Here is a 16,205-nt window from a genome sequence, read left to right on the forward strand (position 1 = left end):
CCATGCCGGACGGCACGACTCACTTCCACTTATGGGCGCCGTCGGCCCCCGCCACCCTGGCCCTGGAAATCGAAGGCATGGCGCCCATCCCCTTGCAGCCTGATGAGGCTGGCTGGGCGCGCGCGCACGTGGCCTGCCCCGCGGGCACGCGCTATTGCTATCGGCTCGATGCGGACCGCACGGTACCGGACCCGGCCTCGCGCCTGCAAGCCGACGATGTACACGGCCAGAGCGTGGTCACCGCGCCGGGCGGCCATGCCTGGTCAACGCCCGACTGGGCCGGCCGGCCCTGGGATGAAGCGGTGATTTACGAGGTTCATGCAGGCCTGGCAGGCGGTTTCGCTGGCTTGCAGGATAGGCTGCCTGATCTGGCGACGCTGGGCATTACCGTGCTGCAGTTGATGCCGATCGCGGATTTTCCCGGTCAGCGCAATTGGGGGTACGACGGCGTGCTGCCATTCGCGCCCGACACCTGCTATGGCACGCCGCTACAGCTAAAGAAACTGATCGATGCTGCGCATGCGCTGAACATGAGCGTCATGCTCGACGTGGTCTACAACCATTTCGGCCCCGACGGCAATTACCTGCCGGCCTACGCCAAAGAATTCTTCCGCGACGACATACAGACGCCGTGGGGGCCGGCCATCGACTTCCGGCGTCCGCAAGTGCGCCGCTATTTCGAAGAAAACGCCTTGTACTGGCTGACGGAATTCCGCTTCGATGGCTTGCGGCTCGATGCGGTGCATGCCATCGCCAACCCGGAATGGCTACCCCAATTGGCACGCTACGTACGCAGCCATATTTCGGCGCAGCGTCACGTCCACCTGGTAGTCGAGAACCATGGCAACCGCGCCTCGCTGCTGCGGGACGGCTACGATGCGCAATGGAACGATGATGGCCACCACGTGCTACATCACCTGCTTACGCGCGAGACTCACGGTTATTACGCCGACTACGTGCGGGAACCCGCCGAGATGCTGGCGCGCTGCCTGGCCGAAGGATTTGTCTACCAGGGCCAGCCCACGTTGCGCAACGCAGCGCGGTTGCGCGGAGAGCCCAGCGCCGACCTGTGCCCCACCGCCTTCGTGCTGTTCCTGCAGAATCACGACCAGACCGGCAACCGCGCCCTGGGGGAACGCTTGCGCACGCTCGTGGGCGAACGCCAGGACACCCTGCGGGCGGCCGTGGCCCTGCAATTGCTGGCCCCGCAGATACCGTTGATATTCATGGGCGAGGAATGTGGCTCGCAGGCGCCTTTCCTGTATTTCACCGATCATCGCGATCCGGCACTGGCGCAGGCCGTCCGTGAAGGCCGGCAACGCGAATTCCGCTTCGATGCCGGCCCCCGGGGCGACGGTTCGATGCCATTGCCGGACCCCAATGAATACGGTACGTATGCATGCTGCTACCCCTGGACCGACGGGCCCGATGCACAGCAATGGCTGGAGTATTACCAGGTCTTGCTGGCCGTGCGCCAACGCATGGTCGTGCCGCGGCTGGCTGGGATACGTGTCGAGGCGGCCTACCCGCTGGGCCCTCGAGCCGTGGCCGCGCACTGGCGCATGAGCGATGAGGCAAGGCTGTCGCTGTACACCAATCTCGGAACAGAAATCAGCGCATTGCCAGGCCCGTTGCCACAGGTGACGACGGCGCTGGTGCTATTCGAGAGCTGCCCGGGCGCATGCGGCGCGCTGGCCGCAGGCACGTTGCCCGCAGCGTGCACCGTATGTGTCATCGAGGAAACGCCATGACCACCAACGCGCCGGCCCCGGAGCCGTTGACGGCGCTGGCCGAAGCCGCAGGCCTGGCGGTAGGCTGGACAGACTCTCATGGGCGGGAGCAGACCGTGACCCCCGATACGCTGCGCGCGGTTCTCGAAGCCATGGCACTTCCTGCCGCCACGCCGGCGCAGATCGGCGACAGCCTGGCGTTCTTGCGCCAGCCGCAGATCGCCTCGCCGCCACTGACCGTCGTGCAGGCGGGCGAGCGCCTGCGCCTGCCAGGCACGCGCCCGCGCCGCTACCGCATCACGTACGAAGACGGCACGCTGGCCGAGGGCCAGACAATCAGCGATGGTGGGCATGCCAGCCTGCCGGTGCCCGATCTGCCGGGCTACCACCAATTGGAATTCGATAGCCAGACCATGCGCCTGGCGGTGGCGCCGGCCAGGTGTCCCTCGCCGTCGGAACTGCTGCAGCAGGACCGGCCGCGTGCCTGGGGCATCGCCGCGCAAATATACAGCTTGCGCCACGCCGACCCGGCCCTCCACCCTGCGGCAGCCGGGTACGGCGATTTCGGCGCATTGGCCGAACTGGCCTGCCAAGTTGCACAGCATGGCGCAGACGCCCTGGCCATCAGCCCCGTGCACGCCATGTTCAGTGCCGAGCCTGGCGCCTGCAGCCCGTATGCCCCATCCAGCCGGCTGTTCCTGAATGTGCTGTACGCCGATCCGTGCGCGGTATTCACGGCCGATGAGGTTCGCGCGGCCATGGCGGCGGTCGACACCGGGCATCGCGCAACTGCGCTGGAACAGGCCTGCCAGGTCGATTGGCCGGCGGCCGGCGCCTTGCGGATGGCGTTATTGCGCAAGCTATATGACGGTTTCCCGAATGCCGCACCGGTATTGCAGGATGCTTGCGTGCGGTTTCGCCAGGCAGGCGGCGAGGCACTGCAGAATCATGCCGTATTCGAAGTACTGCATGCCCGGCATGCCGCCGACTCGGCTGGCGCCAATGATTGGCGGCAATGGCCCGACGCCCTGCGCGACCCTGGATCGCCTCGCACCCGGGGGTTCGGCGCGGCGCACGAGCGCGAAGTCGGTTTTCACATCTTTGCCCAGTGGCTGGCGCGTACCAGCCTGGCCCAGGCCCAGAGCCAGGCCCGCCACGCCGGCATGCGCCTGGGGCTGATCGCCGACCTGGCGGTGGGGACCGACCCGCGAGGCAGCCATGCCTGGAGCCGCCAGGCCGATGTCCTGGCGGACCTGTCGATCGGGGCGCCGCCCGATATCTTCAACTCGGCCGGCCAACAGTGGGGCCTGGCCGCGTTTTCACCCCAGGCGTTGCGCGACTCGGGCTATGCGGCGTTCATCGAGATGCTGCGCGCCGTACTGGCCGACACCGGCGGATTGCGTGTAGACCATGTCCTGGGGCTGGCACGGCTTTGGGTCGTACCGCCGGGCGCGTCCCCTGCCGAGGGGGCGTACCTGCACTATCCGCTGGACGACCTGCTGCGGCTTATCGCGCTGGAAGCCTGGCGTCATCGTGCCCTGATCGTGGGCGAGAACCTGGGCACCGTGCCAGCGGGTTTCAACGAACGGCTGTCGCGCAGCGGCATCCTGGGCACCAGCGTGCTGTGGTTTCAAACCGCAACACCGCGCGGCGCGGATCCGCAAACGCCTGCCAGTTTCCTGCCTGCCCAGGCGTGGCCCGCCGACGCCATTGCCATGCCCGATACGCACGACCTGCCCACGCTACGCGGATGGTGGGAAGGGCGTGACCTGCACTGGCGCGAACGCCTGCGGCCGGCGGCAGCCGGACAGCCTGCAAGCGCCCGGCGTTCACGCCAGGCCGAGCGCACGATCCTTTGGGCCAGCCTGCACGCAGCCGGCCTGGCGGGCGCAGGTCCGCCACCGGACGACGCACCCATCGCCGCCATGCTGGGCTTCGTGGCCGCCACCCCTGCACCGCTGATGCTGGCTCCCCTGGAAGATCTGGCCGCCATGGCAGACCAGCCCAACTTGCCCGGCACCGTGGGCGAGCACCCCAACTGGCGGCAACGCTTGCCGCATGGCACAAACGCCCTGCTGCAAGACCCGACATTGCGCGCCTGCATAGAGGCCATCAAAGCGGCACGGAGCGCGCCATGACACCCCGCGCCACTGCCAGGCTGCAACTGCATGGCACGTTCACATTGGATGACGTGGCCAGCCAGGTCCCCTACTACGCCCAACTGGGCATCAGCCACCTATACCTTTCGCCCGTGACGCAAGCCCGTCCCGGCTCCACCCACGGCTACGACGTCGTCGACCATGGGCAGCTCAGCGCCGAACTTGGCGGCGAGCCCGCGCTGCGGCGCCTGGTGACAGCCTTGCGCAGCCATGAAATGGGCTTGATCATCGACATCGTGCCCAATCACATGGCCGCCGATTACGCCAACCCCTGGTGGCGCGACGTCCTGGCACAGGGGCCGGACAGCCGCTACGCCGACTGGTTCGACATCGACTGGAAACCCGCCGACCCTGCCCTGCATGGCAAGGTGCTGCTGCCGCAACTCAGCCAGCAGTACGGCACCAGCCTGCGCACCGGCGAAATCCAGCTGGCTTACGACGCCGGCGCGCACGAGTTTGTCATCGACGCGGCCGGTGCCCGGCTGCCGCTGGCCGCGGGCACGCAGCCCACCCAGCGCTCACCGGGAAATCCGCGCGATTCGCACGACCCGGATACCGAAGCCGGCCGCACCCGCCTGCACCAGCTGCTTGAACAGCAGCACTACCGGCTGGCCTGGTGGCGTACGGCCGCCGACCAGATCAACTGGCGCCGCTTCTTCGAGATCTCCGGACTGACAGGGATGCGGGTCGAGCAGCCTGAGGTCTTCGATGCCATCCATGCCTTGGTCTTGCGCCTGTACGCCGAGGGCTTGGTCGATGGCGTGCGGGTCGACCACGTAGATGGACTGGCCGACCCCATCGACTACTGCCGGCGGCTACGCACGGCATTGCGCGACAGCGGCGATGCGCGCCTGCTGGCCGGCCTGCCACGCGATCCTTATCTGGTAGTGGAAAAGATACTGGGCCCCGGCGAAGCGCTGGACGAGCGCTGGGAAATCGATGGCACCACCGGCTACGACTTCATGGACCAGGCTGGCGCATTGCTGCACGATCCGGCCGCCGCATCCGTCCTGACCCAGGCCTGGCAGGTGCTGGTCAATGACGCCCGTCCGGTGCGGGAACAACTGGAAGCCGCCCGGCTGCGCATGCTGACACGCCATTTCGCGGCCGAGCGTCGCGCCCTGGTGCAAGCCCTGCTGCGGGTGGCCCGCTCGGAACCCGACACCCGCGACTGGAGCGAGGACGCCATCGACCGCGTGCTGACGCGATGGCTGGCGGCGTTTCCGGTGTATCGCACGTATGCAGGTCCGCACGGGCGCAATGCGGCCGACCAGGCCTGCTGCCAGGCGGCGGCGACACGGGCGCGACAATTGCCGGGCACCGCCTTGTCGCACGCCGACAATGAACTGCTGGACCAGGTCAATCGCTGGCTGGCCGGCGATGCACAGCACCCTGCCCAGCGCCTGGCGCTGCGGCGTTTCCAGCAATTGACGCCGCCGGTAGCTGCCAAGGCGCTGGAAGACACCTTGTTCTACCGATACGGTCCCTTGTTGTCGCGCAATGAGGTAGGAGCATCGCCCGAACAATTCGCACTCTCGGTGGCTGAATTCCACCGCGCTTGCGCAGCGCGTGCGCGGCGCTTTCCCGCCGCCATGCTGGCCACCGCCACCCATGACCACAAGCGCGGAGAAGACGTGCGTGCCCGCCTGGCCGTACTGACCGAGATACCGCTGGAATGGCTGCGACAGGTGCAGCAATGGCTCGGTGCCCCGGGCACGCCGCCCGCGGCCACCGACCGCTACATGCTGCTGCAGACCTTGGTGGGAGCCTGGCCGCTGGATCTTCAGCCTGGCGACACAGACGGCGTGGCCGCTTTCCTGGCGCGCGTGCAAACATGGCAAGGCAAGGCGCTACGCGAAGCCAAGCAGCATTCCAACTGGACCGAGCCAGACCTGGACTACGAAGCGGCCGGCAAAACCTACCTGGACAAGCTGCAACAGGCCGGCGACGACGGGCACCCGCCGGCGCTTGCCCGGATAGCCGGTTTCGCGCAGCGCATCGCCCCAGCCGGCCTGGTCAACAGCCTGGCCCAGACTACCTTGCGGCTGACCGTACCCGGCGTGCCCGATTTATATCAGGGCACGGAGTTCTGGGATTTCAGCCTGGTAGACCCCGACAATCGCCAACCGGTGGACTATGCCGCCCGTGCCGCGGCCCTGTCGCAGGCGGGGCACGCCAAGCAACAGTTGATCCAGCGCTTGCTGCACTTGCGCGCGGCGCATCCGCTCTTGTTCGATCACGGCAGCTACCTGCCGCTTTCGGTGCACGGCGCCCAGGCCGCCCACGTGGTGGCATTCGCCCGCTGCCACGATGACCAGCATGCGCTGGTGGTCGTGCCGCACCTGTGCGCCATGCGCCTGTCCGGCCAGCAAAACGCCGAACAGGCAGCGGCATTCTGGGCCGATACCCGCATTCGGCTGCCGGCAGGCCTGTGCCGCCAGGCCTGGCGCAACACGCAAACCCACCAATCGCTGCGTACGGACACCCGCGACTGCCTGGCGCTGGCGCAACTGCTGCAGGACGCGCCCGTCAGCGTGTGGATGGCTTGACGATGGCGCCTTCCATTGCCAGTTGAGAGGCTGGCAAGACTGTATTTCCGGCCGGCTTCTGCTGCAGCATCTTGCGAATGCGCCGTATCAGTTCGCCCAGCGAAAACGGTTTCATGATGACTTCGAGCCCTTCGCCCTGGAATTCGCTGCCGTCCACGACGTTTTCGGCATAGCCCGTCATGAACAGTACCTTCAGGCCAGGATGGGTCTCGCGTGCAACGTCGGCCAGCTTGCGTCCGTTCATCCCCGGCAGGCCCACGTCGGTCAGCAGCAGGTCGAGCACCGGCGTGTTGGCCACGAGCTGGGCGCCGGCTTCGCCGTCCGACGCGGTCAATACGCGCAGATTCAGCCCAACCAGGCTTTCGCGTACCATTTCCCGCACATTGGTGTCGTCTTCGACCAGCACGATGACGGCCTCAGCCGGCAATTCGCCGGCATCGGCTGCCACGCGCGCGGCGGCGGGCGCATCGCCCGCCGGGCGGCCAGCATAGCGCGGCAAGCATAGCCGTACCACGGTACCGTTACCGGGCAAGCTGTCTATGGACACCAGCCCACCTGCCTGGCGGGCAAAGCCGTAGATCATCGACAAGCCCAGGCCCGTACCCTCGCCCAGTGGCTTGGTCGTGAAAAAAGGCTCGAAGGCGCGCGTCAGCACTTCGGGCGACATGCCACAACCCTCGTCCGAGACACTGACCTCGACGAAGTCGCCGGGCTGCACATCAGGATGATGGCCCAGGAAATCCGCCTCGAGCCAGATGTTGCGTGCTTCCACCACGAGCCGGCCGCCATCGGGCATGGCATCGCAAGCGTTGATCACCAGGTTCAGCAAGGCACTTTCGAACTGGTTGACATCGCACTTGACCGTGTGCACATCAGGGTCGGTGCGGCATACCAATGTGATGCCTTCGCTGGTATAGCGACGGAACAGCTCTTCCATGGAAGCGAGCGTCGCCGCGGGGCCCAGTGGCTTGGGATCCAGCGGCTGGCGCCTGGAAAAGCTCAGCAGCCGTTGGGTAAGCCGCGCAGCGCGACCGGTGGAGTCCATGGCGGTTGCGATGAAGCGGTTGGCGTCCTCGTACTTGCCGGCATCGAGCTTGCGCTGGATCAGGTACAAGGCGCCGCTGATACCCTGCAGCATATTATTGAAATCGTGGGCGATACCGCCGGTAAGTTGACCGACGGCTTCCATTTTCTGAGCCTGCAGCAATGCAGCCTGCGCCTGCCGCAGTTGCTCGGCCTGCGCCTTGAAATCGGTATCGTCGCGCCCGACCAGGTAAAAATTATCGTGCGCCCAGGAAATTGTCCAGGTGATCCAGCTATGGCCGCCCCGCTTGTTCAGCACGCGGCACTCCAGGTGCGATATCCGGGGGCCGGGGTCTTCGGTATGCAGCAGGCTGTCGCTGACCCGCTGCAGGTCTTGGGGGTGTATCAATTCGCGCAGCGGCATCGCCAGGAACTGTTCTGGTGTCCAACCCAGGATGGTGCGAACGGCGGGGTTCACGCTGACGAAGCGGCCGTGCGCATTCGCCACGGCCAGCAGCTCGGGCGACAGGCGCCATATCCGGTCGCGTTCGGCAATGGCCGATTCGATGCGCTGCTCCAGGACGCGCGCATACTGCGACCGCTCGATGGCCTCGCACAGGCGCTCGGCCGTTTCTTCAATGAACCCGATATCGGCCCCCTTGAACGGCCGGCTGCGCTGCGCCCGCACATACAGCAGGCCGGTGGGCCAGCCCCAGCGACGCAACGGTATGGCGATGGCCATGGGGCTGGTGTCGCCCGCCGCCGTAGTCAGCAAGGGCGACAGATATGAGGTTCGGCCTTCATCGAAGGCTTGCTCGCATTCGCTGCCGAGTTGGCGGTGATCAAGGGACTCGCCTTCTTCTGCGGCCTGGTCCGACATCCAATGCGTGGCCACCTTGTCGAACTGGCCCCTGGCATCGAACTCCAGGATGGCCGTCACGCCAAGATCCAGTTGCCGGCCCAGCGCTTCACAGGCCGCATGCTCGATATCAGCCTGCTGGTGGATTTCGCGCATCTGGTCCACCAGCGACAACAGGAAGTTCTTGCGATGCTGCTCGGCCCACAGTTCTTCCTCGGCCGCCTTGCGACCCGTGATGTCCAGCACCAGCACCGTGATCCGGTCAGGCCCTTCTTTATGTACGTGGGCTTCGTACCAGGCTTGCTTGCCATGGACTGAGGCTGCCAGCTCGAACTGTGTCGATATGCCCGTCTCGACCACATTGGAAAAGGTTTCCATGATCATGTCGGGCACGCGCGGCATCATCTCGCGTAGCGTATGGCCCAGCGTCTGGCCGGCGTGCAAGCCGCTTTGCTGCTCAAAAGCGGGGTTGACTGCCAGGAAGCGGAAATCCGCGATCCGCCCCTTGGGGTCGCGCATGGCTTCGCTAAGAAAGAAGCCTTCCTGCATGCGCTCGAACATGCCGCGCCAGCGTTGATTGCTCTCGCGCAGGGCATGCTCGGTCTGTTGGCGCTCGATCGCCAGCGTGGCGACGCGGGTGACCAGCGCAATGGCGTCGATATCCCGCGGCGTGGGGATACGCACTGTGTGGTAATAGTTCGAAAAAATCCCCAGCAGCGTGCCGTCGGTACCCCTGATGGGGGTAGACCAGCAGCACCTCAAGCCGAACTTCAGGGCCACTTCGCGCCAAGGCAGCCAGTTGGAATGTGTGGCGATGTCGGCCACGTAGACCGGGCTGCCCAGGTATGCCGCGGCGCCCCAGGAAGCGACGTTCGCGCCGATTTCCACACCTTCGGTAGCCGCAAGGAACTCGGGCGGCAGGCTGGGGGCGATCTGGCCATGCAGGCGACCACCCACCTCATCGACAAACATGATCGATGTCATCAAGTCCGCGCTGGACTGCTGCTCGACAGCGCGCATGGCATCGCCCAATACGTCGGCCAATGGCGCGCCCGCGGCAATGCGCTGCAGCATGACGCGTTCGTCTTCCAGGCGCGCACGAATATCGGCCCAAGGATTGCTTACCCGGTCTTGCCTTGAGAACATCACACCCTCTATCGACATGCAGCAGGCGATTTGGCTCGAGCCTACCGGACGGCAGGACAGTATGCCTGGGCCGCGCCAAGAACACCGTAACACCACGCAACGCGGCAGCCGGCGCCCTCAGCATATGCCATGCCTGCCACCAGCCCGCCGCCACCGGTCCGGAAGTGGAATTCTTGCGTCGGTTGGTAAAAAAGACGGATGCCCGTCGTGGCGGGCGGCGACAGGTGCTGGGCATGGTTCTTGCATGCAGGAAGACAATGCCCAACGGAGAGCTACATGCCAGGTCAGGAATCGGTGGCGCGCCCACGCGCGACTCTCACGCTGCTGACAGTCAACGTCCATAAAGGCTTCACGCTCTTCAACCGGCGGTTCATCCTGCACGAACTGCGTGCTGCGTTGCGCGATGCCCGGCCCGACATCGTGTTCCTGCAAGAGGTCATCGGATCGCACCACCGGCATGCGCGCCAGCTCGCGGCCTGGCCTGCCACCTCGCAGTACGAATTCCTGGCGGACACCCTGTGGAGCGACTTTGCCTATGGGCGCAATGCCGTCTACCCGGATGGCGACCATGGCAACGCGGTACTGTCGCGCTGGCCCATCGTCCAGCACCAGAACCACGATGTTTCGGTAGGCAGCCACGAGAGCCGCGGCATGTTGCACTGCACTGTGCGCCACCCCGAGCTGGCGGACGACTTGCACCTGGTCTGTGTCCACCTGGGCCTGCGCGAGGCGCATCGCCAAGTGCAGCTCGGGCGCCTGTGCGCGCTGGTGCGCGGCATCGGCGCCCATGCACCGGTACTGATTGCCGGCGATTTCAACGACTGGCGGCGACGTGCCGGCCAATTGCTGTCGGCCTGCTCGGTACACGATGTATTCCGCACGGCGCTAGGACGCGAACCGCGCACATTTCCGGCCCAATGGCCCCTGCTGGCGCTGGATCGCATCTATGTACGCAACGTGGCCGCGGCACGGCCCGTGGCATTGGCATCCCGGGTCTGGCGCCATCTGTCCGACCATGCGCCGCTGGCAGCCGAGGTGCGGCTATGACCGCCGCCTGGCGCCACGGCAACACGGTATGCCTGCTGGAAAACGGCGAGGCATTCTTTCCCCGTGTGTTCGAGGCCATCCGGGCGGCCCGGCAGGAAGTCCTGCTCGAGACCTTCATCCTGTTCGACGACAAGGTCGGCCAGGAGCTGCGCCAGGCCCTGATCGAAGCCGCGCAGCGTGGCGTCGAGATCGATGTCACGGTGGATGGCTACGGCTCGGATTGCCTGGACGAAGCCTTCATTGGCGGGCTGACCGAAGCCGGCGTGCGCTTCCATATTTTCGACCCGCGCCCCAGGGTGTTCGGCTTTCGCGTCAACGCCCTGCGCCGCATGCATCGCAAGATCGTCGTGGTGGACAGCCAGGTCGCCTTCGTAGGGGGAATCAATTATTCGGCCGATCACCTGGCCGAATTCGGGCCGGATGCCAAGCAGGACTACGCAGCGCAATTACAGGGCCCCATCGTCGAAGACATCCGCCGCTTTGCCCGCGACGCGGTGCACGGCGGGCGGCGGCGGCGCTGGCCGCGGCGCCGCGGGCCGGCCCATGCGGCAAGCGGCGAAGGCGCGGCGCTGTTCGTCACGCGCGACAACGATCGCCATAGCACCGATATCGAACGCTACTATCGCGCCGGATTCCGTACGGCACAGCACGAGATCATTGTCGCCAATGCGTATTTCTTTCCTGGCTACCGGCTGCTGCGTGACCTGCGCAACGCCGCGCGCCGAGGCGTGCGGGTGCGCCTGATCCTGCAGGGCGAGCCCGACATGCCCATTGCACAACTGGCCGCCCGCACGCTGTACGACTACCTGCTGTCGGCCGGCGTGATCATCTACGAATATTGCGAACGGCCGCTGCATGGCAAGGTGGCCTGCATCGACGATGAATGGGCCACTGTGGGATCCAGCAACCTCGATCCGCTCAGCCTGGCATTGAACCTGGAAGCCAACGTGGTCGTGCGCGACCAGGCGTTCACCGCGGAACTGCGCGACTCGTTGGAAGAATTGATCCAGCGCCACTGCCGCCGCATCACGCCGCAGCACGGCATGAAACGCGTCCTGCGCCGGCTGTGGTTCGGGGTGGCGGTATTTCACTTCCTGCATCGGTTCCCCGCATGGGCCGCAGCCTTTCCATCGCGCGATCCTCTACTGCAGCGCGTCGAACCGCCGCAACCCACTGCACCTACCGACGAGGCCCGCCATGACTGAACGCAGCCGCCTGTTCCAGCGCTCGTCGTGGCGCGGGGTGCGCCACTTCTGGAAGCGTACCCGGCGCATCTGGACCGGCCTTTTCATGGTCGCCGCGATTGTGCTGCTGGCCAAGCTGGCGCGCGATGTGCAATGGCACGAGGTCTGGCAGGTATTGCGGGACATGCCCAATACTGCCTTGCTGGAAAGCGCCTGCCTGGTGCCCGTGGCCTATCTCACTTACACCGCGTTCGACCTGATCGGCCGCACCTACACCGGGCACAAACTCGGCACCGGCACCACGATGGCCGTGGCATTCGTCAGCTATACCGTCAACCTGAACCTGGGCGCCCTGGTGGGCGGCGTGGGGCTGCGCTTTCGCCTGTACGGCAAACTGGGCCTGCGCCTGTCGGTGATATCAAAGATACTGGCGATGAGCATCTTCACCAATTGGCTGGGCTACCTGTGGCTGTTCGGCGGCCTGTTCGCACTGCACCAGGCGCCTACGGCCTGGCAACTGAGCGACACGGCCCTGCAGATAGCCGGCGCTGCAATGCTGATCGTTGCCGCGAGCTACCTGGCGCTGTGCGCCTTTTCGCGCCGCCGGCGCCTGCGTATCGGCAAGCACCGCGTGCCGCTGCCCTCGCTGCGCATTGCCCTGCTGCAATCCGTCCTGTCGGTTCTGTGCTGGGGCGCAATCGCGGGCATCCTGTATCTGCTCTTCGAAAGGCAGGTTTCCTATACCTTGGTGCTGGCCGCGCTGCTGATCAGCAGTATTGCCGGCGCGCTGATCCATATTCCCGGCGGCCTGGGCGTGCTGGAAGCCGTTTTCGTGGCAATGCTGGCTTCCGAGGTGTCGCAGGCGCAGGTGCTGGGCACGCTGCTGGCCTATCGTGCGGTGTACTACCTGGCCCCCCTGGCCATCGCGCTGCTGCTATACGTCATGCTGGAAGCCCGCCTGCGCCGAGGCGGCAGCCGCAGCCAGGCGCGTGCCGGGAAATCCACCAGCGCGCCGGGGTAGGCAGCCCCTTGCCCGGCCCCCGGGGCACCGACAATTCAGGAAGATGTCAGGCATCTGGGCGCTCAATGACGGCATCAGGTCTTCAGAGCATTCCCCCCTCGGGGAAGCGCCATGGATCTCAGGTCCCCGGCGCGGCATGCTGTTTGCTGCCGGCTGCGCCATTCCGCCCTTGCCCCAGGATGCGACATGGACACGATCACACACGATGCCCCCCACGGGCACGACGCCCCGCACGGATGGCGCCGCTGGTTGTTCGCCACGAATCACAAAGACATCGGGACGATGTATCTCATCTTCTCGTTCGTCATGCTGCTCGAGGGCGGCGTGCTGGCCCTGCTGCTGCGCACCGAACTGTTCGAGCCCGGCCTGCAGTTCTTCCAGCCTGAACTGTTCAACCAGTTCACCACCATGCATGGCCTGATCATGATCTTCGGCGCCATCATGCCCTCGCTGGTGGGCTTCGCCAACTGGATGATCCCGATCCAGATCGGCGCGGCCGACATGGCTTTCGCACGCATGAATAATTTCAGCTTCTGGCTGCTGCCGGTGGCTGCCGTCATGCTGACTGCATCGTTCTTCGTGCCCGGCGGCGCCACCGCCGCGGGCTGGACGCTGTATGCCCCCCTGTCGGCGCAAATGGGCCCCGGCATGGACCTGGCCATCTTCGCCATCCACATCATGGGCGCCTCGTCCATCATGGGGGCCATCAATATCATCGTCACCATCCTGAACATGCGAGCGCCCGGCATGACACTGATGAAGATGCCGATGTTCTGCTGGACCTGGCTGATCACCGCCTTCCTGCTGCTGGCGGTCATGCCCGTGCTGGCCGCGGCGGTAACCATGGTGCTGACCGACCGCCACTTCGGCACCGGCTTCTTCAACGCCGCCGCCGGCGGCGACCCGGTGCTGTACCAGCACGTGTTCTGGTTCTTCGGGCACCCCGAGGTCTACATCATGATCCTGCCGGCCTTCGGCATCGTATCCATGATCGTGCCCACGTTCTCGCGCAAGAAGCTGTTCGGCTATGCATCCATGGTGTATGCCACTTCGGCCATCGCCGTGCTGTCGTTCCTGGTATGGGCGCACCATATGTTCACCACCGGCATGCCGGTCACCGGCCAGCTGTACTTCATGTACGCCACCATGCTGATCTCCATCCCCACCGGGGTGAAGGTGTTCAACTGGATCGCCACCATGTGGCGCGGCTCGCTCAGTTTCGAGACGCCCATGCTGTTTGCCATCGGGTTCATCTTCGTGTTCACCATGGGCGGCTTCACCGGCCTGATCCTGGCAATTGCCCCGATCGACATCCAGGTGCACGACACCTACTACGTGGTGGCGCACTTCCACTACGTGCTGGTGGCCGGTTCGCTGTTCGCCCTGTTTGGCGGCGCCTACTACTGGGTGCCCAAGTGGACGGGCCGCATGTACAACGAGAAGCTGGGCAAGCTGCACTTCTGGTCGACCATGATCTCGTTCAACGTCACGTTCTTCCCGATGCACTTCCTGGGCCTGGCCGGCATGCCGCGCCGCTATGCCGACTACGCCGCGCAGTTCACCACGTTCCATCAGGTGGCCACCATAGGCGCGTTCTGGTTCGGCCTGTCGCAGTTGCTGTTCCTGTACATCATCCTGTGTTGCTACCGCAACAAGGGCGATGCGGCGGCCGCGCAGCCATGGGAAGGCGCCGAGGGCCTGGAGTGGACCCTTCCGTCGCCGGCCCCCCACCATACCTTTGCCGTGCCGCCGGACATTCGCTAGGTTCAACCCCATGCGACCCGCCCACGCCATCACGGGTGCGCCGCCACCCCTGACACCCCCGACCCAGGCGGCGCCGGCAGGCGTTGCGCCGCCCGCCGGCGCTGGCACCGGCACCGGCACCGACATCGAGCAATGCTGGGTATTGAAGCGCAACTGCTGCGTCACACCGGGCCAATTCCTGCTGGGCATGGGCGGTACGGCGGCGATCGCGCTGCTCGTCAGCCTGTATTTCACCTTGCGCGGCCTGTGGCCCGTGGCTGTCTATGGCGCCGCGGAAATCCTGTTGATCGCGGGCGCCACGCTGTCTTTTGCCCGCCATGTGCGCGACGGCGAGACGGTGATACTGCTGGCCGACGGCCGCATGATCGTGGAAGTGCATTCGGGCGCCGCAACGACGCGCCATGTATTCAACCGTAACTGGGCACGGCTCGTGCGACGGCCCGATACGCCGGATACGCTCTGGCTGCACTACGGGTCCGTCCGCCTGCGGCTGGCGCGCCATGTGCCCAGCGAGCGGCGGCGCCATATCGAAACCGAGCTACGACATTCGCTACCCTGGCGCGGCCCCGCGCCCAGGTAACCGAATGCACCCTACGCGGGAGATCAACATGAGAGTCCGTTTGAAGAAATTACACGATCAGGTCATTGTCATTACCGGCGCCAGCAGCGGCATAGGCCTGGCAACCGCGCAGCTGGCGGCCCGCCAGGGCGCCAAGGTGGTGCTGGCCTGCCGCAACCAGCAGGCGCTGGACGATGTCGTGGCGGGCATACGCGCCGATGGCGGCGATGCCCTGGCGGTACCCGCCGACGTCGGGGTGGCCGCCGACCATGACCGCATCCTGGGCGCGGCCATCGAGCGCTACGGCCGGGTGGATACCTGGGTCAACAATGCGGGCGTATCCATTTTCGGACGCCTGGAAGACGTACCGGTCGAAGATCAACGAAAACTGTTCGACACCAATTACTGGGGTGTGGTGTACGGGTCCACCACCGCGGTGGCCCACTTGAAAAAACAGGGCGGCGCGCTGATCAACATGGGAAGCGAGGTGTCCGACCGCGCCATCCCGCTGCAAGGCGCCTATTCGGCCTCGAAACATGCCGTCAAGGGCTACACCGATGCGCTGCGCATGGAACTCGAGGCCGACGGTGCTCCCGTATCCGTCACCTTGATCAAGCCGGCCTCGATCGCCACCGGGTACGCCGAGCACGCCCGCAATTACATGGACGTGGAGCCGCGCCTGCCGCCGCCGCTGTATGCGGCCGACACCGTGGCGCAAGCCATCCTGTATGCCGCCCAGCATCCGCAGCGCGATATTTTCGTGGGCAGCGCCTCGAAGGCAATGTCTTCGGTGGGCTTGCGCATGCCTGGCCTGGCCGACCGCATGGCTGGCTGGCTGATCCGCAACCAGCGCAGCGATGCGCCCGCCGGCGAGCGCGCCGATGCACTGTACGAAGCCGGCACGCCGGCAGGCGGCGACACGGCCCGCGACGGCGCCCGGGTGCCACACGTGCGCAAGACCAGCATGTACACCCATCTATCCACCGGCGGGCGGGGTTTGCTGTGGGCAGGCGCCACCGTGTTGATCTGCGGCACGGTACTCGGCGCCGCCCGTGGAAGGCGCTGGCACTGACAAGCCCACCCCCGAAGCGCTTGCCAGGGGTCAGGCTCCGAAGGTGCCTGACCCCGTTGTGTACAGACGATAGTGCGCGCCCATTACTTGTA

Annotated in this window: 10 protein-coding genes; 9 read left to right on the top strand and 1 reads right to left on the bottom strand. The window is 65.8% G+C overall.

The window, feature by feature from the left end; translation table 11 throughout:
- Positions 1 to 2 precede the first annotated feature (2 nt).
- From treZ to treY, 3 genes are read left to right on the top strand one after another with little or no spacing between them, the layout of a single operon-like run.
- A complete protein-coding gene (gene treZ, locus KW845_RS24385) occupies positions 3 to 1,751 on the top strand; it encodes a malto-oligosyltrehalose trehalohydrolase (protein ID WP_218372171.1) in 1,749 nt (582 codons plus the stop codon).
- Positions 1,748 to 3,868, top strand: coding sequence for a 4-alpha-glucanotransferase (gene malQ, locus KW845_RS24390; RefSeq protein ID WP_218371937.1), 2,121 nt, complete (start codon positions 1,748 to 1,750; stop codon positions 3,866 to 3,868). The genes treZ and malQ overlap by 4 nt, the downstream gene beginning before the upstream one ends.
- Positions 3,865 to 6,438, top strand: a complete 2,574-nt coding sequence (treY, locus tag KW845_RS24395) for a malto-oligosyltrehalose synthase (RefSeq protein WP_218371938.1) — start codon at positions 3,865 to 3,867, stop codon at positions 6,436 to 6,438. The genes malQ and treY overlap by 4 nt, the downstream gene beginning before the upstream one ends.
- Here the strand turns inward: treY and KW845_RS24400 are convergent.
- The gene (locus KW845_RS24400; RefSeq protein ID WP_218371939.1) at positions 6,419 to 9,466 is read right to left on the bottom strand and encodes a PAS domain S-box protein; all 3,048 of its coding nucleotides are present in this window, start codon (positions 9,464 to 9,466) and stop codon (positions 6,419 to 6,421) included. The two genes, treY and KW845_RS24400, sit on opposite strands and share 20 nt — an antisense overlap.
- Positions 9,467 to 9,742: 276 nt before the next feature.
- On the opposite strand from KW845_RS24400, the gene KW845_RS24405 reads away from it, so the two are divergent.
- The 6 genes from KW845_RS24405 (at position 9,743) to KW845_RS24430 (ending at position 16,113) form a co-directional block, all read left to right on the top strand.
- A complete protein-coding gene (locus KW845_RS24405) occupies positions 9,743 to 10,513 on the top strand; it encodes an endonuclease/exonuclease/phosphatase family protein (protein ID WP_218371940.1) in 771 nt (256 codons plus the stop codon).
- Positions 10,510 to 11,718, top strand: coding sequence for a cardiolipin synthase ClsB (clsB, locus tag KW845_RS24410; protein WP_218371941.1), 1,209 nt, complete (start codon positions 10,510 to 10,512; stop codon positions 11,716 to 11,718). The genes KW845_RS24405 and clsB overlap by 4 nt, the downstream gene beginning before the upstream one ends.
- Positions 11,711 to 12,718, top strand: a complete 1,008-nt coding sequence (locus tag KW845_RS24415) for a lysylphosphatidylglycerol synthase domain-containing protein (protein WP_218371942.1) — start codon at positions 11,711 to 11,713, stop codon at positions 12,716 to 12,718. Before clsB ends, KW845_RS24415 begins: the two co-directional genes overlap by 8 nt.
- Before the next feature lie 186 nt (positions 12,719 to 12,904).
- Positions 12,905 to 14,482, top strand: a complete 1,578-nt coding sequence (ctaD, locus tag KW845_RS24420; RefSeq protein WP_218371943.1) for a cytochrome c oxidase subunit I — start codon at positions 12,905 to 12,907, stop codon at positions 14,480 to 14,482.
- Positions 14,483 to 14,492: 10 nt separating this feature from the next.
- Positions 14,493 to 15,062 (top strand): DUF2244 domain-containing protein, encoded by a 570-nt coding sequence (locus KW845_RS24425; RefSeq protein WP_218371944.1) that lies wholly within the window; start codon positions 14,493 to 14,495, stop codon positions 15,060 to 15,062.
- 28 nt (positions 15,063 to 15,090) lie between these two features.
- Positions 15,091 to 16,113: an SDR family oxidoreductase gene (locus KW845_RS24430; protein WP_218371945.1), complete on the top strand. Its 1,023-nt coding sequence runs from the start codon at positions 15,091 to 15,093 to the stop codon at positions 16,111 to 16,113.
- The last annotated feature ends 92 nt before the right edge of the window (positions 16,114 to 16,205 follow it).

It is taken from the genome of Bordetella sp. BOR01, from assembly GCF_019218885.1.
Classification (GTDB): domain Bacteria; phylum Pseudomonadota; class Gammaproteobacteria; order Burkholderiales; family Burkholderiaceae_B; genus Bordetella_A.